Annotated in this window: 22 protein-coding genes; 14 read left to right on the plus strand and 8 right to left on the minus strand. The window is 49.7% G+C overall.

Translation table 11 applies throughout. The features are described from left to right. The first annotated feature begins 148 nt into the window (after positions 1 to 148). Complete coding sequence (gene ileS / locus ICC18_RS03505) at positions 149 to 2,917, plus strand: isoleucine--tRNA ligase (RefSeq protein ID WP_188172974.1); 2,769 nt, start codon at positions 149 to 151, stop codon at positions 2,915 to 2,917. Positions 2,918 to 2,986: 69 nt separating this feature from the next. Here the strand turns inward: ileS and ICC18_RS03510 are convergent, their stop codons facing one another. Beyond that, positions 2,987 to 3,724, minus strand: coding sequence for a TraR/DksA C4-type zinc finger protein (locus ICC18_RS03510; protein ID WP_188172975.1), 738 nt, complete (start codon positions 3,722 to 3,724; stop codon positions 2,987 to 2,989). 111 nt (positions 3,725 to 3,835) lie between these two features. Here ICC18_RS03510 and lspA point away from each other — a divergent pair, with 111 nt between their 5' ends. The 3 genes from lspA (at position 3,836) to ICC18_RS03525 (ending at position 6,513) form a co-directional block, all read left to right on the plus strand. After that, positions 3,836 to 4,354: a signal peptidase II gene (gene lspA, locus ICC18_RS03515; protein WP_188172976.1), complete on the plus strand. Its 519-nt coding sequence runs from the start codon at positions 3,836 to 3,838 to the stop codon at positions 4,352 to 4,354. Next, positions 4,329 to 5,285, plus strand: a complete 957-nt coding sequence (locus tag ICC18_RS03520; RefSeq protein WP_188172977.1) for an RluA family pseudouridine synthase — start codon at positions 4,329 to 4,331, stop codon at positions 5,283 to 5,285. Before lspA ends, ICC18_RS03520 begins: the two co-directional genes overlap by 26 nt. A gap of 70 nt (positions 5,286 to 5,355) precedes the next feature. After that, positions 5,356 to 6,513, plus strand: coding sequence for an aminotransferase A (locus tag ICC18_RS03525; RefSeq protein WP_188173217.1), 1,158 nt, complete (start codon positions 5,356 to 5,358; stop codon positions 6,511 to 6,513). A 68-nt stretch (positions 6,514 to 6,581) separates the two neighbouring features. Here the strand turns inward: ICC18_RS03525 and ICC18_RS03530 are convergent, their stop codons facing one another. The 4 genes from ICC18_RS03530 to ICC18_RS03545 all read right to left on the minus strand — a co-directional run bounded on the left by ICC18_RS03530 (position 6,582) and on the right by ICC18_RS03545 (position 12,291). Then, complete coding sequence (locus tag ICC18_RS03530; RefSeq protein WP_188172978.1) at positions 6,582 to 7,706, minus strand: N-acetyldiaminopimelate deacetylase; 1,125 nt, start codon at positions 7,704 to 7,706, stop codon at positions 6,582 to 6,584. A gap of 21 nt (positions 7,707 to 7,727) precedes the next feature. Beyond that, positions 7,728 to 8,438 carry a 2,3,4,5-tetrahydropyridine-2,6-dicarboxylate N-acetyltransferase gene (gene dapD, locus ICC18_RS03535; protein WP_188172979.1) on the minus strand — a complete coding sequence of 237 codons (711 nt, stop codon included), beginning with the start codon at positions 8,436 to 8,438 and terminating at the stop codon, positions 7,728 to 7,730. 239 nt (positions 8,439 to 8,677) lie between these two features. After that, entirely contained in the window at positions 8,678 to 10,570 is a 1,893-nt protein-coding gene (locus tag ICC18_RS03540; protein WP_188172980.1) for an ABC transporter ATP-binding protein, read from the minus strand. Continuing rightward, positions 10,567 to 12,291 carry an ABC transporter ATP-binding protein gene (locus ICC18_RS03545; protein WP_188172981.1) on the minus strand — a complete coding sequence of 575 codons (1,725 nt, stop codon included), beginning with the start codon at positions 12,289 to 12,291 and terminating at the stop codon, positions 10,567 to 10,569. The genes ICC18_RS03540 and ICC18_RS03545 overlap by 4 nt, the downstream gene beginning before the upstream one ends. Before the next feature lie 258 nt (positions 12,292 to 12,549). On the opposite strand from ICC18_RS03545, the gene ICC18_RS03550 reads away from it, so the two are divergent. The 8 genes from ICC18_RS03550 to pyrE all read left to right on the plus strand — a co-directional run bounded on the left by ICC18_RS03550 (position 12,550) and on the right by pyrE (position 22,143). Next, positions 12,550 to 13,053 carry a MarR family winged helix-turn-helix transcriptional regulator gene (locus ICC18_RS03550; protein WP_188172982.1) on the plus strand — a complete coding sequence of 168 codons (504 nt, stop codon included), beginning with the start codon at positions 12,550 to 12,552 and terminating at the stop codon, positions 13,051 to 13,053. A gap of 298 nt (positions 13,054 to 13,351) precedes the next feature. Continuing rightward, on the plus strand, positions 13,352 to 13,909 hold the full coding sequence (pyrR, locus tag ICC18_RS03555) for a bifunctional pyr operon transcriptional regulator/uracil phosphoribosyltransferase PyrR (RefSeq protein ID WP_376745598.1): 558 nt from the start codon (positions 13,352 to 13,354) through the stop codon (positions 13,907 to 13,909). Positions 13,910 to 13,911: 2 nt separating this feature from the next. Beyond that, positions 13,912 to 14,814, plus strand: a complete 903-nt coding sequence (locus ICC18_RS03560) for an aspartate carbamoyltransferase catalytic subunit (RefSeq protein WP_188173219.1) — start codon at positions 13,912 to 13,914, stop codon at positions 14,812 to 14,814. A gap of 38 nt (positions 14,815 to 14,852) precedes the next feature. Then, complete coding sequence (gene pyrC, locus ICC18_RS03565; protein ID WP_188172983.1) at positions 14,853 to 16,136, plus strand: dihydroorotase; 1,284 nt, start codon at positions 14,853 to 14,855, stop codon at positions 16,134 to 16,136. 136 nt (positions 16,137 to 16,272) lie between these two features. Beyond that, positions 16,273 to 17,445 carry a carbamoyl phosphate synthase small subunit gene (locus ICC18_RS03570; protein ID WP_188172984.1) on the plus strand — a complete coding sequence of 391 codons (1,173 nt, stop codon included), beginning with the start codon at positions 16,273 to 16,275 and terminating at the stop codon, positions 17,443 to 17,445. After that, complete coding sequence (gene carB / locus ICC18_RS03575) at positions 17,432 to 20,641, plus strand: carbamoyl-phosphate synthase large subunit (RefSeq protein WP_188172985.1); 3,210 nt, start codon at positions 17,432 to 17,434, stop codon at positions 20,639 to 20,641. Before ICC18_RS03570 ends, carB begins: the two co-directional genes overlap by 14 nt. A gap of 54 nt (positions 20,642 to 20,695) precedes the next feature. Next, positions 20,696 to 21,385 (plus strand): orotidine-5'-phosphate decarboxylase, encoded by a 690-nt coding sequence (gene pyrF, locus ICC18_RS03580; protein WP_262495830.1) that lies wholly within the window; start codon positions 20,696 to 20,698, stop codon positions 21,383 to 21,385. Positions 21,386 to 21,501: 116 nt separating this feature from the next. Next, positions 21,502 to 22,143, plus strand: coding sequence for an orotate phosphoribosyltransferase (pyrE, locus tag ICC18_RS03585; RefSeq protein WP_188172987.1), 642 nt, complete (start codon positions 21,502 to 21,504; stop codon positions 22,141 to 22,143). 75 nt (positions 22,144 to 22,218) lie between these two features. Here the strand turns inward: pyrE and ICC18_RS03590 are convergent, their stop codons facing one another. Continuing rightward, on the minus strand, positions 22,219 to 23,097 hold the full coding sequence (locus tag ICC18_RS03590; RefSeq protein WP_188172988.1) for a LysR family transcriptional regulator: 879 nt from the start codon (positions 23,095 to 23,097) through the stop codon (positions 22,219 to 22,221). 124 nt (positions 23,098 to 23,221) lie between these two features. Here ICC18_RS03590 and dapA point away from each other — a divergent pair, with 124 nt between their 5' ends. Both dapA and ICC18_RS03600 read left to right on the plus strand, forming a co-directional pair. Continuing rightward, positions 23,222 to 24,097 (plus strand): 4-hydroxy-tetrahydrodipicolinate synthase, encoded by an 876-nt coding sequence (gene dapA / locus ICC18_RS03595; RefSeq protein ID WP_188172989.1) that lies wholly within the window; start codon positions 23,222 to 23,224, stop codon positions 24,095 to 24,097. Positions 24,098 to 24,140: 43 nt separating this feature from the next. After that, positions 24,141 to 24,533 (plus strand): RidA family protein, encoded by a 393-nt coding sequence (locus ICC18_RS03600; protein WP_188172990.1) that lies wholly within the window; start codon positions 24,141 to 24,143, stop codon positions 24,531 to 24,533. Between the two features lie 131 nt (positions 24,534 to 24,664). Here ICC18_RS03600 and ICC18_RS03605 read toward each other — a convergent pair whose 3' ends face one another. Together ICC18_RS03605 and ICC18_RS03610 are read right to left on the minus strand one after the other, a co-directional pair. Then, the gene (locus ICC18_RS03605; RefSeq protein ID WP_188172991.1) at positions 24,665 to 25,171 is read right to left on the minus strand and encodes a GNAT family N-acetyltransferase; all 507 of its coding nucleotides are present in this window, start codon (positions 25,169 to 25,171) and stop codon (positions 24,665 to 24,667) included. A gap of 34 nt (positions 25,172 to 25,205) precedes the next feature. Continuing rightward, on the minus strand, positions 25,206 to 26,585 hold the full coding sequence (locus ICC18_RS03610) for a dipeptidase (protein ID WP_188172992.1): 1,380 nt from the start codon (positions 26,583 to 26,585) through the stop codon (positions 25,206 to 25,208). Positions 26,586 to 26,792: the final 207 nt, after the last annotated feature.

Genomic DNA, 26,792 nt, shown 5'->3' on the forward strand with positions numbered 1-26,792 from the left:
CGAACCTGGGAAGTCCGGTACTCACATCTCGCTCCGTTCCTCCTTCTCCAGATGTCGTCCAACCTTCTCGGTTCTGAAAGCGAACTTTTTTAACACTTATTTTATGGTTTTAACGCATTTTAGTATGGCAGGAATGGAGTGGTTGAGTATGGATTATGGAAAAACATTGAATTTATTGCAAACGGAGTTCCCGATGAGAGGCAACTTGCCGCAAGCGGAACCGAAAATTCAAGAACGCTGGGATGATGAGGATATCTACGCTAAAGTACAGGAGAGCCGTAAAGGACGCGAGAAGTTCATTTTGCATGACGGCCCTCCGTACGCGAATGGCGACATTCATATCGGACATGCGCTGAATAAGGTATTGAAGGACATTATTGTGCGTTTCAAAACGCTGCAAGGCTATGATGCACCTTATGTGCCAGGCTGGGACACGCACGGATTGCCAATTGAGCAAGCCATCACCAACGGCGGCAAAGTGGACCGCAAGAAAATGTCTGTCCATGAATTCCGCAAATATTGCGAAGAATACGCACTGCAATGGGTGGAAAAACAGAAGAGTCAGTTCCAACGACTGGGTATCCGCGGCGACTGGAAGAACCCTTACATCACGCTGCAGCCTGAATATGAAGCTCAGCAAATTCGGGTTTTTGGTCAAATGGTGCAAAAAGGATACATTTACAAAGGGTTGAAGCCTGTTTATTGGTCTCCGTCTTCCGAAAGCGCGCTAGCCGAAGCGGAAATCGAGTACAAAGAGAAGACATCGTCTTCCATCTATGTGGCATTCCCTGTCAAAGACGGCAAAGGCAAGCTGCCGCAGGATGCTGCAATCGTTATCTGGACGACAACGCCTTGGACTTTACCTGCGAACTTAGGGATCTCTTTGCACCCTGAATTCGATTATGCTGTTGTGCAGGTAGCAGGTAAGAAATATGTGCTGGCGCAAGGCTTGTTAGAAACAGCGGCTAAAGAAATCGGCTGGACGGACGTAGAAATCCTTTCAACAATCAAAGGCAGCGAGCTGGAATATGTAACTTGCCAGCATCCTTTTTACGATCGGGAATCGCTCATAATGGTCGGCGAGCATGTAACGCTCGAAGCGGGTACTGGCTGCGTGCATACGGCTCCGGGCCACGGGGAAGACGACTTCGCGATCGGTCAGCGCTACAACATCGGCGTACTTTGTCCTGTAGATGATCAAGGTCATTTTACAGCGGAAGCCCCAGGGTTCGAAGGCATGTTCTACGAAAAAGGCGGCAAGCTCGTGATCGAGAAGCTGCAGGAATCCGGACTACTGCTCAAAGTTGGAGAAATCCAGCATCAGTACGCACATGACTGGCGTACAAAGAAACCCGTTATTTATCGTGCTACAGAGCAATGGTTTGCTTCCATCGATAAATTCAGAAGCGAAATGCTCGAAGAGATCAAGAAAGTCGACTGGACGCCGAATTGGGGCGAAGTTCGATTGCATAATATGATCGCCGAACGTGGGGACTGGTGTATCTCAAGACAACGCGCTTGGGGCGTGCCGATTCCGATTTTCTACTGCCGCAGTTGTAATGAGCCGCTAGTTAATGAGCAAACGATTGAGCATGTAGCTCAGCTTTTCGCCAAAGAAGGTTCGAACGCTTGGTTTATCAAGGATGAGAAGGAGCTTCTGCCGCATGGTACGACGTGCTCAAAATGTGGTCATGGAGACTTTCGCAAAGAAACGGACATCATGGACGTATGGTTCGATTCCGGTTCAAGCCATGTCGCTGTTCTCGAATCCCGTCCGGAGTTGCAATGGCCGGCTGATCTGTATTTGGAAGGCTCAGACCAATATCGCGGGTGGTTTAACTCTTCTTTAATTACAGGTGTCGCAGTGAGAGGCCAATCGCCGTATAAAGGCATCCTAAGCCACGGATTTACGTTGGATGGAGAGGGACGCAAGATGTCCAAATCGATCGGTAATACGATTGATCCAACGCAAGTTGCAGGCAAGCTCGGAGCAGATATCCTTCGTCTATGGGTGTCTTCAGTCGATTATCAATCCGATCACCGGATTTCGGATAACATTCTGAATCAAACAACTGAAGTATATCGCAAAATCCGCAACACATTACGCTTCCTGCTCGGAAACCTGAGCCATTTCAATCCTGCGACGGACCGCGTAGCTGCTGAGAGCTTGTCAGAACTTGACCGTTATGCGTTGATCCGCCTGAACCGCATGATTGACAAAGTTGTCAAAGCTTACGCAAATTATGAGTTCCATGTGGTTTACCAAACGATTCACCATTTCTGTGCAGTGGAAATGAGCTCGTTCTATCTGGATGTTATTAAGGATCGTTTATACGCTGGAGCGCCTGACGATGCCGCGCGTAAAGCTTCACAAACGGTATTGTACGAAGCTCTTACGGCAATCACTAAATTAATTTCTCCAATTCTTGCATTCACTGCTGACGAAGTGTGGAAGTACATTCCGGGAGTTGAGCTGAGCAGCGTACAGATTGCTGAATTGCCTGAAGTACAAACGAAACTTTACGATGAGGAACTGGAAAATAAATGGGATAGCTTCCTGGATGTCAGAGATGAAGTGCTGAAAGCTTTAGAAGAAGCGCGGAAAGAGAAGGTCATCGGAAACTCTCTAGGAGCTGCTGTTCACCTTTATCCCAATGAGCAGGTTTATAACTTACTCAGTCAATTTGAACAATTGGATCAATTGTTCATCGTTTCGGCGGTTCAAGTGCATGGACCGGGAACGGCAGTACCGGAAGGGGCTTATCAGTCGAAAGAGACAGCGATTATAGTTGCTGTAGCCGAAGGCGAGAAGTGCGAGCGCTGCTGGATAGTGACGCCAGAGGTTGGGCACAGTAAAGAGCATCCAACGCTATGCGTCCGATGCAATGATGTCGTAACGGCTCACTATCACGAGTAGTTTAATTAGTACAAACGAGCTATCGTCATCTGAGCGAAGCTCGTTTGTCCATAACGGGGCCCCCGCAAATTAGTCGTCTTCGAGGTCATACGAATCTTCAGGCACCAGCAGGGGATCACCCTCGCCATTGTGCAAGTAATCACGGTATGCTTTGCTTCGTACAATCGTCACGTGATCGCCATACATGTCGGTTGCAACGAAGCTTTCAAATGATTCGACGAAGCCTTCATGTTCGTCTGCTTCAATGTACATCTCATTGTAGTCTCCGACATTCGGATCTTCTGCAAATGCGGGACTGTTCGATGTTCCCCAGCTTTCAACAATTTGCCAGGCGTCTTCACCGTCGAACTCGGTTTCGTTATCATGCTCGTCCATGCTGGTTCGGCCAAATGGCGGGTGGAGAAACGATTCTTCTTTAGGTCTTCGTTCAGACTCATTTGGATCGGGAACATGCTCCAAACAATAAAGAGTGGTAGGAATGGCTTGCAGACGTTCAAAAGGTATCGGACTTTTGCAAAACACGCAAACACCATATTCACCCTTTTCCATAAAAGTCAACGCTTCATTGACTTGGCGAAGATGAAATTCAGCATGCTCATTTAAAGAAATGTCTTTTTCTCGCTCGTAAATTTCTGTAGCAATATCGCCAGGATGATTATCATACATCGAAAGTTCGCCGGTAGTGTCTACAAATGAGTTGGACAAGCCAAAATTATCATTGGCGTCAACGCGCCGTTCGAGATCCAGCTTTTCCTCCAATAACTGCAGGTTTAATTCTCTTATTTGCTGCTCGGTCAGATGGTTCATGGCGGCACAGCTCCCTTCTTGCGGAATAATCCATACCGTTATAGTGCCGAGTGGAAGCTTTTTTTAGTGAGGTAATTCCTTGAATATAAGGATGACTTAGGAGGAACTTAAGTGAAGTATTACTTATATGCTTTAATTGTATTTTTGCTCGATCAAGCAACGAAGTGGATGATTGTGAAACGTATTCCCATTGGCGAGGAACGTTCCGTTATCGGTGATTTTTTCGTCATTACATCACATCGCAACCGCGGAGCGGCGTTCGGCATTTTACAGAATCAAAGATGGTTTTTCATTATTATCACGCTTATCGTGGTTGTTGGTATTATATGGTACATCCGCCGCACGATTCGTGAAGGTAAAGTATTGCTGTCTTTCGCGCTAAGCCTGCTTTTAGGCGGAGCGCTTGGCAATTTTTTGGATCGGGCACTGTTCGGGGAAGTTGTTGATTTCTTGCAATTTACGTTCGATTTCAGCTTGTTCGGTAAAGCGATTTATTATATTTATCCGATTTTCAATTTAGCTGATTCGGCCATCGTTATCGGGGTTATCCTGATTTTCTTGGAGTCACTGCTTGTATGGAGAAAAGAGAAAAAAGGAGCTGCTCATGAACATAAACCAGACCTCTCCTGAATCAGCATCAAGCGAAGCTGTTGAATGGACGGTTGAACGGCAATACGCCGGTGAACGTATCGATAAATTCATCACAGAAGCATTGGAAGAAGATGTATCCCGGACACAAGTGCAGCAATGGGTAAAAGAGGGGCACGTTAAAGTTAACGAAAAACCGATTAAGCCGAATTACAAGCTGTCTGAAAATGACTTCATTGCTTTGCATATTCCGGAACCTACGGATGTCGAGCTAATTGCAGAGGACATTCCTTTGAACGTTGTATTCGAGGATTCGGATGTCATCGTGGTCAACAAGCCAAGGGGACTGGTGGTACACCCGGCTCCCGGCCATTACTCGGGTACTTTGGTCAATGCACTGATGTATCATTGCAAAGATTTATCCGGCATTAACGGCGAGCTTCGTCCAGGCATCGTACACCGGATTGATAAAGACACATCCGGCTTAATCATGGCTGCAAAGAATGATAAAGCCCACGCGAGTCTGGCCGATCAGCTGAAAGCACATACGGTACATCGCAAATATGTAGCTATCGTTCATGGCACGATTCAGCATGAGCATGGAACGATAGATGCGCCAATCGGCAGAGATACACATGATCGGAAAATGTATACGGTAACCGACCGCAACAGCAAACATGCAGTTACCCATTTTGTTGTTCTTGAGCGATTCGCCGATTGCACATTGGTTGAGTTGAAGCTTGAAACCGGCAGGACGCATCAAATTAGGGTCCATATGAAATTTATTGGCCACCCGCTTGTCGGCGATCCCATGTACGGAAGAAGCAAAGGCATCACGATGGAAACAAACGGTCAAGCCCTGCATGCCGCGGCACTCGGCTTTGTACATCCGAGAACAGGGGAAACCATGCAATTTGAAGCGCCGCTTCCTGCTGATATGGAGCATCTTCTCCATATTTTGAGGACATCGTAGCATTCATCCAGCCGATGCTTACGAAGCAAGTTTTCCAAAAGGAAACCTCTAGGGGAGAGGAATGAAACAGATGGAGCATCTCATTAATCCACAAGTAAAAGATATTCAAATCTCAGGCATACGCAAAATATCCAACCTCGTCAGCACCATTCCAGGTGCTTTGACCTTAACCATTGGCCAGCCCGACTTTCCGACGCCGCGGCATATTATTGAAGCGGGTCAACGGGCATTAGAGCAAAATAAAACGGTCTATACGCCGAATCCTGGCTTGTTAGAGCTGCGTGAAGCGGCATCCGGCTTCGTCCGGAATAAATATGGACAGCACTACCGCGCAGCAGATGAAATTATTGTAACGGTTGGCGCAAGCGAAGCGGTAGACATTACGCTGCGTACCATCTTGACACCAGGCGCCGAGGTGATCATTCCTGCACCGATTTACCCGGGCTATGAGCCGCTAATTCGATTGGCCGGAGGGGTTCCGGTTTATGTTGACACGAGAGCGAATGGGCTTAAATTAACAGCTGATTTATTAGAACCTCATATAACCGCTAACACCCGCTGTGTCATTCTATGTTACCCATCCAACCCGACAGGGCAAGTGTTGGCGGAACGGGAATTGTCGGATTTAGCTCAGCTGCTTGAAGATCGGGACCTGTTTATATTATCCGACGAGATCTATAGTGAGCTTGTATATGGAGAGAACCATCGCTCCATCGCTACCACAGGGAAACTGCGCGAGAAAACAATTGTGATAAACGGTCTTTCCAAATCCCATGCAATGACAGGCTGGCGCATTGGATTCACGCTTGCACCTGCATTCTTAACGGAGCATATGGTGAAAGTTCATCAGTATAACGTGACTTGTGCTAGCTCCGTAAGCCAGTATGCTGCCTTAGAAGCATTGACGAACGGAGTAGATGACGCACTGCCTATGCGAAATGCATATGAAGCTCGCAGAGATTATGTATACGACCGGCTGATGTCTATGGGCTTCGAGCTGGAAAAGCCGAACGGAGCGTTTTATCTGTTCCCCTCGATCGCCCGCTTCGGGCTGAAATCGCAAGAGTTTGCCATGCGGCTGCTGCAAGAGGAGCATGTAGCCGTAGTTCCCGGCGATGCGTTCACTTCTTACGGGGAAGGCTATATTCGCATATCCTACGCTTACTCGCAGGAAGTGCTTGAACAATCACTGGACCGTGTCGAGCGGTTTATCAATAAGTTGTCTTAATCGATACATCAGAGCATGCAAAAAAACCTCCTAATCCACTAAAATAGCGGGATTGGAGGTTTTTTGCTCTACCTGCTCGAATGATGACGCAGATAAGCGGTGATGGTCTCGATGGCGATATCAATCGCCCGCTCGTCCGGCTCGATTTTGGCATGGTGCAGCCCGTGTGGGGTATCTACACCCAACCAGAACATAAAGCCGGGGATTTGTTCCAAAAAGTAGCCGAAATCTTCACCGGTCATTGCTTCCGTACATTCAATGAGATGAATGTTGTCATTACCGCGGAGCCAGTCCATGAATTCCTCAGTCAATGCAGGATCATTATAGACTTGGCGATAATTTGAACCGTAATCAATAGTTACTTTGCAATCGTAGGAGCTTTCGATTCCGGAAGCTACGGCTTCGATACGTTTTTTGATCTTTGCCATAGAATCGGCGGACAGGGTACGGATCGTACCTTCCAAGCGTGCTTTTTCCGCGATGATGTTCTGCTTCGTCCCGGCTTCCATCTTGCCGATCGTTATAACGGCCGAATCGAGCGGATTCACATTGCGGGAGACGATCGTATGCAGCTGACCGACCATTTGCGCACCAGCAACGATCATATCATTCGCCTGATGCGGGTAAGCCGCATGGCCGCCTTTACCGAGAAGGTCAATGAACAGCTCGGACGTATTCGCAAACAAAATCTCCGGCTTGGTGGCAATGGTGCCAACAGGGTACTCCGGAGCGATGTGCAGCGCCACGATCTGATCAGGCTTCCAATCCTGCAGCTCTTCAGCCGCAAGCATTGGCAACGCGCCGCCAGGCCCTTCTTCAGCCGGTTGAAAAAACACAACCAGGTCATCCTGCATAGGTTCGTTAGCGAAGTGAGCTATAACACCCATCCCGATCGACATATGCAGGTCATGCCCGCAAGCGTGCATATAACCAGGGTGCTGGGAAGGGAACGGAAGAGTCGTCTCTTCCGTGATGGGGAGCCCGTCCATATCTGCGCGGTAGCCGTACCGCTTCTTGGGGTTCGTGCCGGCAATATACACCAGAATGCCTGTCCGCCAAGTGCGGATTATCATTCTGTCCTGAGGCAGCCGGGCTAACGTATCCAAGAGCAGCTGCTGTGTCTTGAATTCCTGAAAGCCGGGCTCAGGTATTTGGTGAAGCTGGCGGCGCAGCTCTACGAATGGGCTAGCCATGTCGAATCCCTCCCAAACATCTTACAGGGTACGAAGATCTTGTAAAATTTCCGTTTTGGACTTTGTTTTATCGTCCACTTTTTTAATAACGCGAGCAGGGGCTCCTGCAACGACGGTATATTCTTCAACGTCTTGCGTTACGATGGCGCCTGCAGCAACTACAGAGCCTTTACCGATGCGTACGCCTTCCAAAATAACAGCGTTAGCGCCAACGAGCACATCATCCTCAATCACGCAAGGTTGTGCGGATGGCGGTTCGATAACGCCTGCAACAACTGCGCCTGCGCCGATATGACACATTTTGCCTACTTGTGCGCGTCCGCCAAGAACGGCGTTCATATCGATCATCGTTCCGTCGCCAACCGATGCGCCGATGTTGATGAGTGCGCCCATCATAATGACTGCGTTATCTCCGATATGTACTTTATCGCGAATAACCGCGCCTGGCTCAATGCGGGCATTAATTGGCTTCAGGTCGAGCATAGGGATCGCGGAATTGCGACGGTCTGCTTCGACAACGAAATCTTGAACAAGTGATTTGTTAGCTTCGAGAATTGGCTGAATAACGCTCCATTCGCCGAAAACAACGCCGCTGCCGCCGGAAATGAAGGATTGGCTTCCTTCGCCGAAGTCGATCGATTCGAGATTTCCTTTTACATATACTTTAACGGGAGTCTTTTTTTTGCTTTCTTTGATAAACTGGATAATTTCTAGCGTATTCATTTCACTCATGGTTCCATCTCCTTTGAGTTTTGCGGCGCAAAACTTGCATCGTAAGCATCCGCTTGATTTAGATTGACTCTCCTATATTATCAGAAAGGCGGCATTTCAGCCAATCCGTTTAAGAGGGAAGTTGACTTTTTTGGTCGAAAAGAAGGGCTTTTAGGTCTCCGGATGTAGATTAAGGCAGACTATCGTATGAAAAAAAGAACAGTCCAACTCACTCTGGAGTTGAACCGCTCGCTTGCTTGTCAACCTGCCTCTTGCGTAATGGATGCTGTCGCGAATTGACTGTTGTACAGATCTGCGTAGAAACCATTTTGCTCAAGAAGCTGCTCATGAGTGCCTTGTTCAATGACGGAACCATGATTCATCACAAGGATCAGGTCTGCATCTCGTATTGTCGAAAGCCGGTGAGCGATGACGAAACTTGTTCGGCCTTCCATCAAATTGCTCATGGCGCGCTGGATCGAAACTTCGGTTCGCGTATCTACGCTGCTAGTCGCTTCATCGAGGATGAGGATGGCAGGATCGGCCAAGATCGCGCGCGCAATCGTTAAAAGCTGCTTTTGCCCGTGGGACAGGTTCGAAGCCTCCTCATTGAGAATGGTATCGTAGCCATCAGGAAGCGTTCGAATGAAGTAGTCGGCATAGGCCGCTTTGGCAGCGCTGACGATCTCGGCTTCCGTAGCGCCATCACGACCGTAAGCGATATTATCGCGAATCGTGCCGTTGAAGAGCCAGGTGTCTTGGAGCACCATGCCGAACAGCGCACGAAGATCGCTGCGTACCATGTTACGCGTATCTACACCGTCAATGGAAATGGTTCCGCCTTTTAGTTCATAGAACCGCATAAGAAGATTTACGATAGTCGTTTTGCCGGCGCCGGTAGGTCCAACAATGGCAACCGTTTGACCGGGCTGAACATCGATATTCATGTTTTGAATCAGTGGAGCTTCTTCTTTGTAAGAGAACGCGACATGATCAAATTTAACATGACCTTTGACATGTTTGTTTGGCTTCGCAATTGTCAAATCTTGTACTTCTTCCGGTTCATCCAGCAGTTCGAAAATGCGTTCCGCAGCCGCGATAGTCGATTGGATGACGTTGGCGATATTCGCCACCTGGGTAATCGGCATTCCGAACTGTCCGGAGTATTGAATGAACGCTTGAATATCTCCGATTTTGATGGAGCCCCCGGTCACCATAATACCCCCGATAACACTGACCAGAACATAGCCGATGTTGCCGATAAACGACATGAGCGGGAAGATCAATCCCGAGATGAATTGAGCTTTCCAGCCTGATTGGTACAGCTTGTCGTTAATCTCATTAAAACGTTCGACTGACTTCTTTTCTTGCCCGAATGCTTTAACGATCGTATGCCCGGTATACATTTCTTCAACGTGGCCATTAAGCGCTCCAAGCGTTTGTTGTTGTCCTTTAAAATACTTTTGCGAGCGTGACGCAATCATCTTCGTCCCCAGAATGCTGAGCGGCAGTGTAATAATGGTCGCCAGCGTGAGCAGCGGGCTGATCGTCAGCATCATGATTACGATGCCCAGCACAGTAACTAGAGATGTGATGAGCTGGGTTAAGCTTTGCTGCATCGTCGAGCTGATCGTCTCCACATCGTTCGTTGCCCGGCTCATGGTATCGCCGTGACTGCGTGAATCGAAGAAGGAAAGCGGGACGCGCGTAAGCTTATCACTGATCTGCTCGCGCAGATTATAAACGATCTTTTGCGTGACGCCCACCATGATCCATTGCTGAATATACATCAAAACGGAGCTGAATATATAAAGCGCCGCCAGGATGATCGCGATTTGGAATATCGCATCGAAATCGATCCTAGCGCCGGCAACTTCTTTCAGCTTTGCGACGGATCCTTCAAATAGAATCGTCGTTGCGTCCCCCATGAGCTTCGGAGCTACGATACTGAACACGGTGCTTAGAACTGCCGTTACAAATACCAGCGTCAAAGAGATTCGGAAAGGCATCATGTAACGAAGCAGTCGTTTTAATGTGCCTTTGAAGTTTTTGGCTTTTTGCACAGGCATCCCCATTGCGCCCATACCGCCGCGACCAAATTGTGCAGGTCCCACGCCAGCGGCAGGCCGCGTATCTTTGGATTTTTCACTCATGCGATTTCCTCCTCTGACAGCTGGGAAGCGACGATTTCTTGGTAAACTTTGCAGCTTTTCATCAGCTCAGCATGAGTACCCATACCGGCGATCCGCCCGTCTTCCAACACGAGAATCCGATCAGCGTCCATAATGGTGCTGACGCGCTGTGCAACAATAATCATCGTTGCGTCCTTGGTTTCGGCTTTTAGCGCAGCCCGCAATTTCGCATCCGTTTTGAAATCAAGCGCAGAGAAGCTGTCGTCGAACACATAGATGCTTGGTTTGCGGGCCAACGCACGGGCAATGGAGAGGCGCTGCTTTTGTCCGCCCGATAAATTCGTTCCGCCCTGCGCCAGCACGGACTGAAAGCTATCCTTCATCTCTTGGATGAATTCTGCAGCTTGCGCGATTTGGGCGGCATGCAAAATCTCAGTCTCGTTGGCTTCTTCACGACCATAGCGGATATTGTCAGCGAAGGTGCCGGAGAAAAGAACGGCTTTTTGCGGCACATAACCGATCGCCTCCCGCAAACTGTCGAGATCCAGCGACTTCAGAGGTTCACCGCCAACCTCAATCCGGCCGCTATCTACATCATAGAAGCGGAGCAGCAGATTAATCAGCGTTGTTTTACCTGATCCGGTTCCGCCGATGATCGCGGTCACTTCACCCGGTTCCGCGCGGAATGAAATATCCCGAATGGCAGGCTGCTCGGCACCTGGGTAACTGAAGGAAACTTGATGAAATTCGACTGCACCGCGACCACGGGGCAAGGTTTTCGCACTTTCCGGATTGCGAACGATCGATTCCATATTCAAAACTTCATTAATACGTACAGCGGAGGCAGAGGCCCGAGGAATCATGACGAATATCATCGTCATCATAAACATGGAGAACATGATTTGCATGGCGTATTGAATAAAAGCCATCAAATCGCCGATTTGCATTTGGTTGTTATCGATCCGGATACCTCCGTACCAGAGGATCACGACGACGCCGAGATTAAACACCAGCATCATTAGAGGCATCATGGTTGCCATGATATTATTGACTTTGATCGCCGTTTGCGTATAATCACGATTCGCTTTTTCGAATTTATGCTGCTCATGTTCCGACCGGTTGAAAGCCCGGATTACCCGGATGCCGGTCAAATTTTCCCTAAGCACCAGGTTGATTTGGTCGATTTTAACTTGAAGAGCTTTAAACAGCGGTATCCCTTTTCGCATAATAGCAATGATGGAAATTGCGAGAATGGGAATAATCGCGATCAAAACGAGTGCAAGATTGAAGTCTTTATAGACCGCCATAATAACCCCGCCGACAAGCATGGTTGGAGCTCCGATGAACATACGCATCATAACGATAACTTGTTGAACCTGCGCGATGTCATTCGTCGTCCTCGTGATGAGTGAGGAAGTGCCCAGTTTATCGAACTCGCCCAAGGAGAAGCTTTCCACATGAGCGAATACCGATCTGCGCAAATCCCGGCCGAAGCCAGTCGCAGCCCGCGCCAGCAAGTAGCTGGCAATCACGACACATACCCCTGCGCTCAAGGCAACGATTAGCATGTAAGCTCCGAATTTGAGGATGTAAGGAACGTCCCCTTTCACAACACCGATATCGACAATGTCAGCGAGCAGAGTAGGCAGGTACAGTTGAGCAAGCGATTGCAGCAGCATGAAAATAATAACCGCAGAGACTCCGACTTTGTACGGTTTTAAAAACCGGAACAGTTTAAACATGATTACCTCCTAATATTCATTTGGGGTCCCCGCAAAGTAATCGGAATAAACTTCAGAGCTTAGCGTCACTTTGTGGGGTGTTACAGGGATCTTTGAGTGTAGCTCAAAGTCTCTCAGCTTTGGGATCTTTGTAAAGACGCTTTGCAAAAAGAAGAAAATTAGGGTAACATAATTATAAAGTATGCTTATAGTAAGTAACCTTAGTTATTACCTTCAGTTTACTTAATCCATTTTCAAACGTCAAGGAGGAACTGATCTATGGAATCGCACAAGCCTCCTGGTGAGGCTGGTCCTACAGCTTCTGAGGTTGTTCATGCCATCATCCGAACGGCTCATCATATACGCCATGAGTTCGAAGCGGGCTCATCGGCATTAGGCATACCTTCTTATTTAACAGGACCCAGACTGCGTGTGTTGGGGGCTGTGTCTGAGTTCGGACCTATTCGAATGAATGATTTGGCTCAAAAAATGGGTATCAGAGCGATTACCGTAACGCAGTTTGTCGATGCTCTTGAGAAAGAAGGTCTGCTTGTGCGCCTTCCGGATCCGACAGATCGACGCGCGACGCTTTTACAGTTAACGGAGACGGCTCCGGCGTTATTAGAAAAAGCGCGTGAAGCGTCCAGACAAGTTACGGAGAAGATGATGGAGCCTTTGTCTATGGAGATGCGCTCCCAACTGCTTGATATTCTTTCCCGCATTGGTGACTATAAGCAAGTGTGCTTGTTTGACGATAAAAACGTGAAGTCAACGGAAGGCTGAATAACATATTGACTTATCGTGTCGAAAATGGGATAATTCTTTTAATCGAATATGTACCTTTAAAAACAGTCCAGAGAGGCTGGCAAGGTAGTCGTTAAGAAAAGACGGGATATGCCGGATCGAGTATTCGGTATATGAACAAGCATAAGGATGTGCGCATCCTAATGACCCGCTCTGTATCTTTGTGCACGCACAACTCCTTGCCAATACATGGCAGGGAGTTTTTTTATACCGCAATTTCATGTAGATGCTGTTTGCACATGCAAGTTTCCTACAGAAAACTCTTAGGAGTGATGAAATGATGACCGAGACAGCTGAACACAGCATTATGGATGAAATGGGCATTCGCAGAGCGTTGACGCGGATTGCGCATGAGATACTGGAAAAGAATAAAGGCGTAGAGAACTGCACCTTGATCGGGATTCGGACCCGGGGCATTTATTTAGCCAAGCGGGTTGCTGAGCGGATACTTGAAATCGAAGGCGTGCCAGTTCCCGTGGGCGAGATCGACATCACCTCTTATCGCGACGACCGGGTTAAGGTCAAATCGGTGGAGGACGTGCAGGAAGGCGGTAAGCTGCAAATTCAAGACCGTAAGGTGATCCTTTTCGATGACGTGCTCTTTACCGGGCGCACCGTAAGAGCAGCAATGGACGCTTTGATCGATCTGGGCAGACCGCAGATGATTCAACTCGCGGTGCTGGTGGACAGAGGGCATCGCGAACTGCCGATCCGCCCCGACTATGTGGGCAAGAACGTACCTACCTCCAAGAGTGAGAGCATTGAAGTGCTGCTAACCGAGATTGACGACAAAGACCAAGTGATCATACTTCAACAGAGGGGGAAACTGGAGTGAGCATGGTGGACGTACAAACAACCAAACATTTTCTGGGATTGAAAGGACTTAGCGGGGGGGAAATCACAAGCATTCTGGATCGCGCCGCTTATTGGGAACAATATCCGGTGAAGGTGACGAACCACCTGCAAGGCAAATTCGTTTCCAACCTTTTTTTTGAAAATAGTACAAGAACCCGATTCTCCTTTGAACTGGCGCAAAAACGGCTGGGAGCCGATGTGCTCAATTTCTCAGCAGCGGAGTCCAGCGTGCAAAAAGGAGAGTCGATCTACGATACAGTGAGAACGCTCGAGTCGATGGGCATTGACGCCGGAGTGATCCGCTTGAAGCCAGTTGGTGTATTGGCTGAGCTTGCTGAGAAAATCAAAGTGCCGCTGATTAACGCCGGAGACGGCAACAATGAGCATCCCACCCAGGCGCTTCTCGATTTCTACACGATGCGCAAGCAGTTCGGTGAAATCAGAGGACTATCCGTCTCTATCGTCGGAGACATCCTGCACAGCCGCGTAGCTCGCTCGAATCTATGGGGGCTGCTGGCTCTGGGCGCGAAAGTGCAATTCTGCGCACCTGCTAACATGCAAGCTCCTGAGCTGGCTGAGTTTGCTCCTTACGTCTCCATCGACGAAGCGCTGAAGGCTGATGTAGTTATGATGCTGCGCGTGCAGCTCGAGCGTCATGATAAAGGCATCATCCGTTCAGCCGAGGAATACCGCGAGCAGTACGGGTTAACCGTGGAGCGGGCAAGCCGAATGGCGCCGCACGCGATCATTATGCACCCGGCTCCGGTGAATCGCAACGTAGAGCTGGATGACGAATTGGTTGAACACGAGAAGTCAAAAATATTCACGCAAATCGCTCATGGGGTACCGATCCGCATGGCGGTCATCGAGAGAGCTTTATCATAAATAGACGCCAAATCAATATAGGGAGGCACAACGTTATCATGGGTATTTGGATTTTGAACGGACTAACGGTGGATGCAAACAATGTACAAGCGAAAAAGCATATCTTCATCGAAAATGACAAGATTGCGCAAGTCGTGGAAGCCGGCGCTGGCGCTGCACCGAACACGGACGGGCATGAAGTGATTGACGTCGCTCGCAAACTGGTTGCGCCGGGCTTCATCGACATGCACGTTCATCTGCGCGAACCTGGCTTTGAGCATAAAGAGAATATCGCTACAGGAACGCGTTCCGCAGCGAGAGGCGGCTTCACTACAATCGCATGCATGCCGAACACGAGACCGGTTATCGACACGGTCGATACCGTGAACTACATAAAGGATAAAGCCGCGACAGAGGGTGTCGTTCGCGTTATTCCGTACGGCTGCATCACGAAGAACGAGCTGGGCCGCGAGTTGACGGATTTTGCCGCGCTGAAGGAAGCTGGCGTCATCGGCTACACGGATGACGGCGTCGGCGTGCAAAGCGCCCAAATGATGAAAGATGCGATGGCGTTAGCCGCATCGCTCGGCATGCCGATCATCGCGCACTGCGAGGATAACACGCTCGTTGAGGGCGCGCCGGTAAGCGAAGGCGCGTTCGCCAAGAAGCACGGACTGAAGGGGATTCCGAACGAGTCCGAAGCGATTCATGTTGGCCGCGACGTGCTGCTGGCGGAAGCGACTGGCGTTCACTACCACGTGTGCCACGTAAGCACGGAGCAATCGGTTCGCTTGATCCGGCATGCAAAGCAGTTCGGAATTAAAGTAACTGCTGAGGTATGTCCGCATCACCTCGTGCTCTCCGACGAAGATATTCCAGGGCTGGACGCGAACTGGAAAATGAACCCGCCTTTGCGCTCGCCGCGCGACGTGCAGGCAGTCATTGAAGGTCTGGAGGACGGAACGATCGACATGATCGTTACCGACCACGCACCGCATAGCGAGGAGGAGAAAGAGCGGGGCATGCAGCTGGCGCCATTCGGCATCCTCGGATTTGAAACGGCATTCCCTCTGTTGTATACAAAATTCGTACTCACCGGCAAGTGGACACTCGGCTTCCTGATCGATCGCATGACAGCCAAACCGGCAGACGTATTCGGCCTTCCATACGGAACATTGAATGTCGGCAGCATAGCTGACATCACAATCGTCGACCTGGAGAATGGGCATGAAGTATTGAAAGAAGAGATCGTATCGCGCAGCAAAAATACACCGTTTATCGGTTGGAAGCTGCAAGGCTGGCCGGTCGTGACGATCGCATCCGGCAAAGTTGTTTGGTCATGATACAGCTATAACCTCTATACGGCGAATGAAAATTCGTGTATATTTATACAGAATGATAATTTTTTATGCATGACAGGTGTATGACATCTCGGTTCGAATGCGAACCGTTTGACAATAGCGAAGGAGCTGAAAGAACATGCAGGCAAGATTGTTGCTGGAAGACGGCACTCTTTTTACAGGGAAATCGTTCGGCAGTGAGGGTGACTCCGTCGGCGAGGTTGTATTCAATACGGGGATTACGGGTTATCAGGAGGTGCTATCCGATCCTTCATATTGCGGGCAAATCGTGACAATGACGTATCCGCTGATCGGGAACTACGGCGTGATTCGTGACGATTTTGAATCCGTACGCCCGTTCATTCACGGGTTTGTGGTTCGGGAGCATGAAGAAATCCCAAGCAACTGGAGAGCGCAATACACGCTCGGCAGCTTGCTTAAAGAATACGGCATCATCGGCATCAGCGGCATCGATACCCGCATGTTGACTCGTAAAATTCGTCACCATGGCGTCATGAAGGGTCTGCTCACGACTTCAAATAAATCAATCGCAGAGCTGACAGAAATGCTCGGAGCTTCCAAGCTGATGACCGACCAAGTAGCTCGCGTATCTACGAAAAGCGTATTCGGCGCACCGGGACACAAAGAGCGTGTCGTGCTGGTTGACTTCGGCGCGAAAAGCGGCATTATCCGCGACTTGAGCAAACGCGACTGTGACGTCGTTGTCGTGCCTCAAGATGCGACTGCCGAACAAATCCGCAGACTGGCTCCGGACGGTATTCTGCTGTCCAACGGCCCTGGGGACCCGAAAGACGTGCCTCACGCTGTGAAAACGATTCAAGAACTGCTCGGCGAATTCCCGATCTTCGGTATTTGCCTGGGGCATCAACTGTTCGCACTCGCTTGCGGGGCGGATACGGAGAAACTGAAATTCGGACACCGCGGCGGCAACCATCCGGTGAAAGACCTGATTTCCGGACGCTGCTACATCACTTCGCAAAACCATGGCTACACGGTAAAGGAAGATTCCATTGCCGGAACCGACCTGGAAGTGACGCACATTAACAATAACGATCGCACCATCGAAGGCTTGAAGCATAAGAACGTTCCTGCTTTCTCGGTTCAATACCATCCGGAGGCGGCACCGGGTCCTTTTGACTCCAGCTACTTGTTCGATGATTTCATTGCGATGATTCGAAAGCATAAGCTTGACAACCCGCAGCAGCCGCGCCAAGCACAAATGCTTGCTCAGTGGAAAGCAACGTCGGCGTCGACATCTGTGAAGGAGGAACTGCAGTATGCCAAAAAATAATACACTCAAAAAGATTCTCGTAATTGGTTCCGGCCCGATCGTTATCGGTCAGGCGGCGGAGTTTGACTATGCAGGAACGCAAGCTTGCCAAGCTTTAAAAGAAGAAGGCATGGAAGTTATTCTAATCAACAGCAACCCGGCTACGATCATGACCGATACGAACATGGCCGACAAAGTATATATCGAGCCGATTACGCTCGACTTCGTTACGCAAATCATTCGCCAAGAGCGTCCTGACGGCTTGCTGCCTACACTCGGCGGTCAGACGGGTCTGAATATGGCTGTTGAGCTGGCGCGCGCCGGGGTACTTGAGAGCGAGAACGTCAAGCTGCTCGGTACGCAGCTGACGGCGATTGAAAAAGCGGAAGACCGCGACTTGTTCCGCGACTTGATGAGAGAATTAGAGCAGCCGGTACCGGATAGCGTGATCGTGACTACAGTAGCGCAAGCAGTAGAATTCGCCACTGAAATCGGCTTCCCGATTATCGTACGTCCTGCTTACACCCTGGGTGGAACAGGCGGCGGTATTTGTAACACGCTGGAAGAGCTGACGGAAATAGTAGCTTCCGGTCTTCGTTACAGCCCGATCGGGCAATGTTTGGTTGAGCGTAGCATCGCGGGCATGAAAGAAGTGGAGTACGAGGTTATGCGCGACGCGAACGATAACTGTATCGTCGTTTGTAACATGGAAAACTTCGACCCTGTAGGCGTGCATACCGGGGACAGTATCGTTGTGGCGCCAAGCCAAACGCTGTCTGACCGCGAGTATCAAATGCTGCGTTCCGCATCGCTGAAAATTATCCGTGCGCTGAACATCGAGGGCGGCTGTAACGTACAGTTCGCGCTGGATCCGCACAGCTTTCAATACTATGTTATCGAAGTAAACCCGCGAGTCAGCCGCTCTTCAGCGCTCGCTTCCAAAGCAACGGGCTATCCGATTGCCAAAATGGCTGCGAAAATCGCGATTGGCTACACGCTTGATGAACTGATCAACCCGGTTACGGGACAAACGTACGCTTGCTTCGAGCCGACACTGGATTATATCGTATCCAAAATTCCGCGTTGGCCGTTCGATAAATTTACGGCGGCAAACCGCAAGCTGGGCACACAAATGAAAGCAACCGGCGAAGTGATGGCGATCGGCCGTACATTCGAAGAGTCGATTCACAAAGCAATTCGCTCTCTGGAAATCGGTGTACACCGCCTTTTCTTGAAAGAAACGGATCTGCTCGATCAAGAAACACTCGAATTCCGTCTGCAAAAGCCGGACGACGAGCGCCTGTTCTTACTAGCAGAAGCTTACCGCAGAGGCTATACCGTGGACCAACTTCAAAGTCTCACGAAGATTGACTGGTGGTTCCTGAACAAGCTTGACGGCTTGATTAAATTCGAAAAAGAAATCGCTGCAAGCGATTTGACGCCTGAACTGCTGCTCGAAACGAAGCGCAAAGGCTTCACGGACCGTGCGATCGCTGAAATTCGCACACTTGCAGGCAGCGCTACTTACACCAAAGAAGTAGATGTTCGTACACTGCGCCTGAATCAAAACATCAAACCTGTATACAAAATGGTAGATACATGCGCAGCAGAGTTTGAAGCTACGACGCCTTACTACTACTCGACATATGAGCAAGAAGACGAAGTGACGGAGACGAACAAGGAGAAAGTTGTCGTTCTGGGCTCCGGTCCGATCCGCATCGGTCAAGGGATCGAGTTCGACTACTCCACGGTGCATGCAGTATGGGCGATCCAAGCTGCCGGGTACGAAGCGGTTATTATCAACAATAACCCAGAGACGGTTTCCACGGACTTCAATACATCTGACCGTTTGTACTTCGAGCCTTTGTTCTTCGAAGATGTAATGAACGTCATCGAGCGGGAGAATCCAATCGGCGTTATCGTACAATTCGGTGGCCAAACGGCAATTAACTTGGCAGCTCCGCTGTCCAAAGCCGGCGTACGCATTCTCGGTTCCGACCTCGAGAGCATCGATACTGCGGAAGACCGCAAGAAATTTGAAGCGCTGCTTCGCAAATTAGCGATTGCTCAACCGCCGGGCGGCACGGTAACGTCCGTGGATCAGGCTGTGGCTACTGCAGCACAGTTTGGCTATCCGGTTATCGTTCGTCCTTCGTACGTCCTTGGCGGACGCGCAATGGAAATCGTCTACTCCGATGAAGAATTGCTGAGCTATATGGAATACGCGGTGAAAATCAACCCTGAGCATCCGGTACTCATCGACCGCTATATGCTCGGTAAAGAGGTTGAAGTTGACGCGATCTGCGACAAAGAAACGGTTCTTATCCCAGGTATCATGGAACACGTGGAACGCGCAGGGGTTCACTCCGGTGACTCGATTGCCGTCTACCCGCCGCAAACGATCTCCGATGAGATCAAACAACAAATTATTGAGATTACGACGAAAATCGGTCTTGAACTGAAAGTAGTCGGCCTAGTTAACATCCAGTTCGTTATTCATAACGATCAAGTGTATGTGATCGAGGTTAACCCGCGATCCTCCAGAACGGTGCCATTCTTGAGTAAAGTGACGAATATCCCGATGGCGAATGTGGCAACACGAGTAATCATGGGACAAAAATTGGTGGATATGGGCTATCAAAACGGTCTGTGGCCTGAAGACAAATATGTATCGGTTAAAGTTCCTGTATTCTCCTTTGCAAAGCTTCGCCGTGTAGACACGACGCTCGGGCCTGAAATGAAATCGACAGGTGAAGTTATGGGCCGAGATACGAATTTTGCGAAAGCACTGTACAAAGGCTTGATCGGCGCAGGCATGAAAATCCCTGCTGCGGGATCCGTCGTAATCACGGTGGCTGACAAAGATAAAGACGAAGCGATCGAGATTATGAAAGGCTTCTATCGTCTCGGCTACAAAATCATCGCAACCGGCGGTACAGCAAAGGCGCTGGAAGAAGCCGGCCTGCCTGTAACGAATGTACACAAGCTGAGCGAAGGTTCTCCGAACATTCTGGATCTCATTCGCGGCGGTGAAGCGCAATTCGTCGTAAATACGCTGACGAAAGGCAAAACGCCTGAGCGCGACGGTTTCCGAATTCGCCGTGAAGCGGTAGAGAACGGCGTTGTTTGTATGACATCCCTTGATACGGTGAGAGCGCTCGTAAACATGCTCGAATCGATCAACTTCTCCTCCCGCGCGATGCCGGTTTACGCGTAAGGGATGGTGACGAACGTGAGTACGCTAACACGGACGGAAGTGGCAGGGCGCATTATGGTCGCCCTGGATTATGCGAATGCAGGGGGAGCCGAAGAGCTGCTGAAGCAGCTCGAAGGCATTCCCTGCTATATGAAAGTGGGCATGCAGCTGTTCTATGCTGCAGGGCCCGGCTTTGTAGCCAGCCTCAAGGAGCGCGGCTACAAGGTTTTCCTGGATGTCAAAATGCATGACATCCCGAACACGGTCAAGGGCGGCTCGGAGAGCGTGACGCGCCTTGGGGTGGATCTGTTCAACATCCATGCTGCCGGAGGCAAGCAGATGATGGAAGCGGCATTGGAGGGCGTCGACAAGGCGCTCGCCCCAGGTGCCGGACGCCCGATCGTGATCGGCGTCACGCAGCTGACCAGCACCAGCCAGCAGGTGCTGAACGACGAGATCGGCCTGACCGGCTCGGTCGAGCAGGCCGTCATTCGCTACGCCCAACTGGCGCATGCCGCAGGGCTCGATGGTGTCGTCGCGTCACCGCTTGAGGTGACGCAGATCAAAGCGGCGTGCGGTGACGGCTTCGTCACCGTTACGCCGGGCATTCGCCCTGCGGGAGCCGACGTGGGCGATCAGTCGCGCGTCATGACGCCGGCCGAAGCGTTCGCGCAGGGCACGGACTACGTCGTGATCGGCCGTCCGATTACGGGGGCGGCTGATCCAAGAGCAGCCATCGAGTCGATTATCGATTCGATCATATAAGACTTCATGGGTGAAGGCTTCCATGTACAATTAGAGGGAAATCCTCCTTCTAAATTGGGCCTTCCCCCTTTTTATGCGCATGGATATGGAAAGAGAAAGGAAAGGTGTCACTTATCATGAGTCAGCTCGAAACGATCGCGCAGCACATTGCTGCATCTTTACTGGATATTGAAGCGGTATCGCTTCGTCCGCATCAACCTTTTACGTGGACATCCGGCCTGAAATCGCCGATTTATTGCGATAACCGTCTGACGATGTCTCACCCTGTGATTCGCGAGGCTATTGCCGAAGGTTTCGCAGCTTTGATCAAAGAGAAGTTTCCGGAAACGGAAGTCGTAGCGGGAACGGCTACTGCAGGCATTCCTCATGCGGCTTGGGTTGCACAAAAGTTGGGACTTCCCATGATCTATGTCCGCGATAAAGCCAAAGGTCACGGTAAAGAGAACTTGATCGAAGGTTCCGTCAAGCCAGGACAAAAGGTTATCGTCATCGAAGATCTGATTTCTACAGGAGGCAGCTCGCTGAAAGCAGCTTTGGCCGTGAAAGAAGCAGGCGCTGACGCTCTTGGCGTACTTGCGATTTTCTCCTATCAGCTTGATAAGGCTACGCAAGCTTTCGAAGCGGCGGACATGCCTCTGCATACACTTTCCAACTACTCGAAGTTACTTGAAGTTGCTTTGAAAAAAGGCAAAATCAAGGAAGAGGATCTCGAACTGCTCCGCTCTTGGAGAGCGAATCCTTCCGAATTCGGCGTGTGAATTCCGTATATAACAAGTAAGAAGAAGCTCCGCCTTTTTGCAAAGGAGAGCTTCTTCTTTTTTTTGCCTGATTGCTTAACTCTCTTGATTTGTCAGCATTCCCATGAACGCCTGTAACGGCTGTGATATCCACTTTTTGGGATGCAGCAGCAGTTGCAAGTCAAAGCGCAGCGCGGGGTGATTGAAAGGAATAATAGCGAGCTTGCCTAGTCCTATCTCCGTTTCGACGGCGATACGTGGAAGAAGTGCGATGCCAAGACCTGTCATGACGCAATGTTTGATCGTTTCCAAATTCCCTAGCTCGAAGCCGATTCGGAAGGGGATGGCGTTGTCTTTGAGCAATTTCTCAAACATATTCCGATAAATGCAGCTGCCTTCTGTAACGATAAATTCCGTATGCTGAAAGTCGCTCAGCTGTACATTCGCTGCATGCACCAGAGGGTGGTCAGTGGGACCAATGAAAACAAGCGGTTCATCACGGATTTGGATACAATGAAGGAATGGATTTGCAGGATAACGGTCAAGCAATAGGCCGATGTCGTAATCGCCTTCTTTTACCTTCGTTAATAAGGATGATTCGTTGTCAGGGAGAAGCTGGATGTTGAGGTTAGGGAATAGCTGCCTGATCTGCTGCAAGTAGGGCGGCAAATAATATGCGGCTAGTGAATCAATCGTTCCGATCGTAAGCGTTCCGCTGACCTGGTGGGCGATCCTTTCTCTGGATTGATCATAAAGTTCAAGCATTTGTACAACCAGTCTCAGCAAGCTTTCACCTGGCGGCGTTAGCCGAAGCTGACGGCCAAATCTTTCGAAAAGAGGGACCCCGTATTCGCGTTCAAGCTTTTGAATTTGCATCGTCACGCTGGACTGGGCATAGCCCAATTCTTCCGCTGCGCGTGTAAAGCTTTTTCGCCGGGCGACCTCCCGAAACGTTCGAAAATACGTAAGATCCATCAAGTTCCCTCGCATTATCAAAATTTTTGATGACTCTTATCATTTATTATAGCTAACTGTGATATGTTCTACCATGCTAAAGTGAGAGTAAGGACAAATTTTGGCAAGCAGGGAGATGGTTGAGATGTTAAGAGAGAAAGACCTTCAGGGCGTTTACGTGCCGATCATTACTCCTTTTGATGAGGAATATGAGGTGGACGCGGCTTCTTTTTATAATCAGGCGTACAATTTGTTTCAAGATGAAGTGGATGGTTTGGTCATCAACGGGACGACTGGGGAGTCACCGACGATAACTTCAGAAGAGCTGGACATTTTGTTTGCGACCGTTCAAGCGGCAAGGCAAGCTTCTCATACTGAAGTGCCGTTAATCATAGGTACAGGCACGAATGATACGCGTTCAACTGTGAGAAAAACGGAGGCTGCCGGAAAATTAGGCGCAGATGCCGTGCTGGTTGTTGTTCCTTACTATAACAGACCGAGTCAGCAAGGGATCATTGAGCACTTCAGACAAGTTGCGAGTGCCGGTGTTCCAGTCATATTGTATGAAGTTCCCCATCGTACCGGCGTTACGTTAGAACTGAACACCCTGCGTACGATTCTTGACATTGACGGCGTTATCGGGATGAAAGACAGTACACCCAATGTACAACTAGTGTCAGAGCTAACTCGTCTTGGCTCGAAGCCGGTGCTTTGCGGGGAAGATTCACTGCTCTATGCAGCCTTATACGCAGGAGCAAAGGGTGTGATGAGTGCTTCAGCCAATGTGGAAACGGAGCGTTTTGTTGAGTTCTACCGCAGCTTTGCGGCAGGTCAGCGAGAAGAGAGCAAAGAGCAGTTCGACGAATTGCTTCCGCTAATTCGATTGCTCTTTCAAGAGCCGAATCCTGCGCCGCTGAAATGGCTGCTTGAGAAGCAAGGCGTCATTGCATCGGATACACTTCGACTTCCGCTTCTGCCCATAACGGAAGGATTGCAGGAAAAGTTGGCGGCTTATTTGTAACCATCTTGGATGATGATGATGTTTTTTAAGGGGGACAGCAAAGATGCAAAGAACTAAAGTCTTTACGGGCTCGCCTTGGGAGCCGCTCGTTGGGTATTGTCGCGCTATACGTGTCGGGAACCGGATTGAAGTGGCAGGGACAACGGCAATGAAGGATGGAGCAGTTGTAGGCGTTGACAATCCTTACGAACAAACCCGCTATATTCTGCAAACCATTGAAAAAGCGCTGCAAGAGCTTGGCGCGCAAATGTCGGATGTGGTTCGGACGCGCATGTTCGTGACGGATATTTCAAAATGGATGGAGATCGGTAAGGCGCATGGCGAGTTTTTCCGCGAAGTGCAGCCCGCGGCAACCATGGTCGAGGTGAAGGCGCTAATAGATCCTTTGCTGCTGGTTGAGATCGAAGCTGAGGCTATTGTAGAAGACCATAGATGAAAGAAAAAAAGCTTATCCTTCTAGTCAGCCATACAAGTGATCGCTGACTAGAAGGATAAGCGTTATTTCATTTCAATCGTTGTTACCGACAGACAAGCCAGTTTACAGCGCTAACAAGTGTGACTAGATATTTACCCTACGCGTTTGCCCAAAATGATCAGATCGCGCTCGATTCCGTCTAACTCGGCGATGCCTGGCAGGTGCGCCCAATTCTCAAAACCAAAGCTTCGAAACAGCTTCAAACTAGGCTCGTTGTGGCCGAAAATGAATCCGAGCAGCGTTTTTATTCGCAGGCGAGGGCAAGCGTCGATCGCTTGCTGCAGCAGGTAACGCCCGATGCCTTTCCCGCGGTGGGCCTCATCGATGTAGATGCTTACTTCAGCGGTGGCGTTGTACGCAGGCCTGCCGTAAAATGACTGAAAGCTGAGCCACCCGCAAACGCCGCTGCGGCTTTCCAGGATCCATAAAGGGCGAAAGTCCGCGGAATGTTCATGGAACCAATATTCGCGGCTCTCTACGGTTACGGGTTCGGTGTCTGCAGTTACCATCCGTCCGGCCACGGTTGAATTATAGATGCGCACGATCTCGTACAGATCCTCTAGTTGTGCATCGCGAATGGTTAAATCCGGTGTGCTCATTGTTTGCTCGTCCCTCTCCCATATACTCAGGTAATCATTGCTCGCTTTTAGAAGCTAGTTTCAACCAAAAACGACTGATTGTCTCTAAACCTTTATCCCAGTTTTCCAAGTGGAAATGCTCATTAGGCGCATGCAGGTTTTCGCCCGGTAAACCGAAGCCGAGCAGGACAACCGGGGCGTCCACTAAACGTCCCAAGACTTCGACAATCGGGATGGAACCGCCGCTGCGCGTATAGACAGGCCAAGTGCCATAACTTTCTTCATAAGCTTCGGAGGCAGCTATCATAACGGGTTCGTCGATCGGTGTAAGGAACGGATTGCCGCGCAGCTGCCGATCTATACTGATTTTTACGCCCGGCGGCGTATGTGCATGAATGTGCGTTTCGATGGTGTCCATGATTTCATCCGGGATTTGTGCGGCGACGAGGCGGCAGGCCACTTTGGCAATTGCCCGACTCGGGATAATTGGCTTAATACCTTCTCCTTGGAATCCGCCGCTTACGGATGTGATCTCTATGGTAGGTCTGGAAGTCGTTTGCTCGTAGAACGAGAATCCTTTTTCTCCATACAAGGTATCCACTTGGAGATCGCTGCGTATCTTGTTCGAATCCGGTTCGACTTGTTTAAACGATTCGCGCTCTTTTTCCGATAGCTCGATGACCCGGTCATAGAAGCCTTTAACCGCTACACGGCCGTCGTCATCATGGAATGAGCTAAGCAGTTTGGAGAGCGCATGAATCGGGTTCTGCACAGCACCGCCAAATAGACCTGAGTGCAGATCGCTATTCGCACCTTCTACGGTAATTTCGAACCCTGCCAGACCGCGAAGTCCATACATGAGCGCAGGTTTTCCGGGGCCCTGCATTTGAGTATCCGAGAGCGTAATTACATCAGCTTTCAGTTTGTCCTTGTGTTTTTCGACGAATGGCGGCAAATTCTTGCTGGCAATCTCTTCTTCGCCCTCGATGCAAAATTTGATATTGACCGGCAAGCTCCCGTTCGTATGCAAGAAAGCTTCCACTACTTTGACGTAAAGCAGCAGTTGGCCTTTATCATCGGTGCTGCCTCGCCCGAACAATTTTTCGTCGCGAATTACGGGTTCAAAAGGAGGTGTAGACCAGAGTTCCAGCGGCTCTGCAGGCTGTACATCATAATGCCCATACACAAGAACTGTTGGTTGACCTGGCGCATGAAGCCAATCTGCATAGACCACAGGATGTCCGTCAGTCGGCATAATTTCGATGTTTTCAAGACCGGCTTGTTTTAGCGAAGCTGCCGTCCATTCAGCGCAGCGGATGATATCCGGCTGGTGTTCCGCAACGGCGCTAATGCTTGGAATCCGCACAAATTGCATCAATTCCTCTATGTGTTTGTCCCGTTGCTGCTTATAATACGATTTTAATGTTTCGATCATCTGTCGAATCTCCTTCTGAATAGCAATAAATGGTTCTATCTTTTAAAGTTCCCTAAAGGAAGGAAAAATCCTGCCAGTGGTTAATTATTTGCCCGGCTTTGGAGTAACGACAGAGAATCCCTTTAAGAATTCTTAAGAAATTTTATAAAAATAATTCAACTTCTCATGTTACCTTCATAACTAGGCCATACCGCTTAAACTTATGGA

It is taken from the genome of Paenibacillus sedimenti, assembly GCF_014534655.1.
Lineage (GTDB): Bacteria > Bacillota > Bacilli > Paenibacillales > NBRC-103111 > Paenibacillus_E > Paenibacillus_E sedimenti.

What these genes read in the sequence shown, in the direction of transcription:
- ICC18_RS03530 (WP_188172978.1), bottom strand. Translation starts at nt 7,706, where the DNA reads ATGGCTAGCCCATTCGTAGAGCTGCGCCGCCAGCTTCACCAAATACCT.
- ICC18_RS03590 (WP_188172988.1), bottom strand. Translation starts at nt 23,097, where the DNA reads ATGGATCTTACGTATTTTCGAACGTTTCGGGAGGTCGCCCGGCGAAAA.
- ICC18_RS03520 (WP_188172977.1), top strand. Translation starts at nt 4,329, where the DNA reads ATGAACATAAACCAGACCTCTCCTGAATCAGCATCAAGCGAAGCTGTT.
- ICC18_RS03545 (WP_188172981.1), bottom strand. Translation starts at nt 12,291, where the DNA reads ATGTTTAAACTGTTCCGGTTTTTAAAACCGTACAAAGTCGGAGTCTCT.
- ICC18_RS03560 (WP_188173219.1), top strand. Translation starts at nt 13,912, where the DNA reads ATGGTGGACGTACAAACAACCAAACATTTTCTGGGATTGAAAGGACTT.
- pyrR (WP_376745598.1), top strand. Translation starts at nt 13,352, where the DNA reads ATGATGACCGAGACAGCTGAACACAGCATTATGGATGAAATGGGCATT.
- dapA (WP_188172989.1), top strand. Translation starts at nt 23,222, where the DNA reads ATGTTAAGAGAGAAAGACCTTCAGGGCGTTTACGTGCCGATCATTACT.
- pyrF (WP_262495830.1), top strand. Translation starts at nt 20,696, where the DNA reads ATGGTCGCCCTGGATTATGCGAATGCAGGGGGAGCCGAAGAGCTGCTG.
- dapD (WP_188172979.1), bottom strand. Translation starts at nt 8,438, where the DNA reads ATGAGTGAAATGAATACGCTAGAAATTATCCAGTTTATCAAAGAAAGC.
- ICC18_RS03605 (WP_188172991.1), bottom strand. Translation starts at nt 25,171, where the DNA reads ATGAGCACACCGGATTTAACCATTCGCGATGCACAACTAGAGGATCTG.
- ICC18_RS03600 (WP_188172990.1), top strand. Translation starts at nt 24,141, where the DNA reads ATGCAAAGAACTAAAGTCTTTACGGGCTCGCCTTGGGAGCCGCTCGTT.
- pyrC (WP_188172983.1), top strand. Translation starts at nt 14,853, where the DNA reads ATGGGTATTTGGATTTTGAACGGACTAACGGTGGATGCAAACAATGTA.
- ICC18_RS03525 (WP_188173217.1), top strand. Translation starts at nt 5,356, where the DNA reads ATGGAGCATCTCATTAATCCACAAGTAAAAGATATTCAAATCTCAGGC.
- ICC18_RS03610 (WP_188172992.1), bottom strand. Translation starts at nt 26,585, where the DNA reads ATGATCGAAACATTAAAATCGTATTATAAGCAGCAACGGGACAAACAC.
- ileS (WP_188172974.1), top strand. Translation starts at nt 149, where the DNA reads ATGGATTATGGAAAAACATTGAATTTATTGCAAACGGAGTTCCCGATG.
- ICC18_RS03540 (WP_188172980.1), bottom strand. Translation starts at nt 10,570, where the DNA reads ATGAGTGAAAAATCCAAAGATACGCGGCCTGCCGCTGGCGTGGGACCT.
- pyrE (WP_188172987.1), top strand. Translation starts at nt 21,502, where the DNA reads ATGAGTCAGCTCGAAACGATCGCGCAGCACATTGCTGCATCTTTACTG.
- ICC18_RS03570 (WP_188172984.1), top strand. Translation starts at nt 16,273, where the DNA reads ATGCAGGCAAGATTGTTGCTGGAAGACGGCACTCTTTTTACAGGGAAA.
- ICC18_RS03510 (WP_188172975.1), bottom strand. Translation starts at nt 3,724, where the DNA reads ATGAACCATCTGACCGAGCAGCAAATAAGAGAATTAAACCTGCAGTTA.
- ICC18_RS03550 (WP_188172982.1), top strand. Translation starts at nt 12,550, where the DNA reads ATGGAATCGCACAAGCCTCCTGGTGAGGCTGGTCCTACAGCTTCTGAG.
- carB (WP_188172985.1), top strand. Translation starts at nt 17,432, where the DNA reads ATGCCAAAAAATAATACACTCAAAAAGATTCTCGTAATTGGTTCCGGC.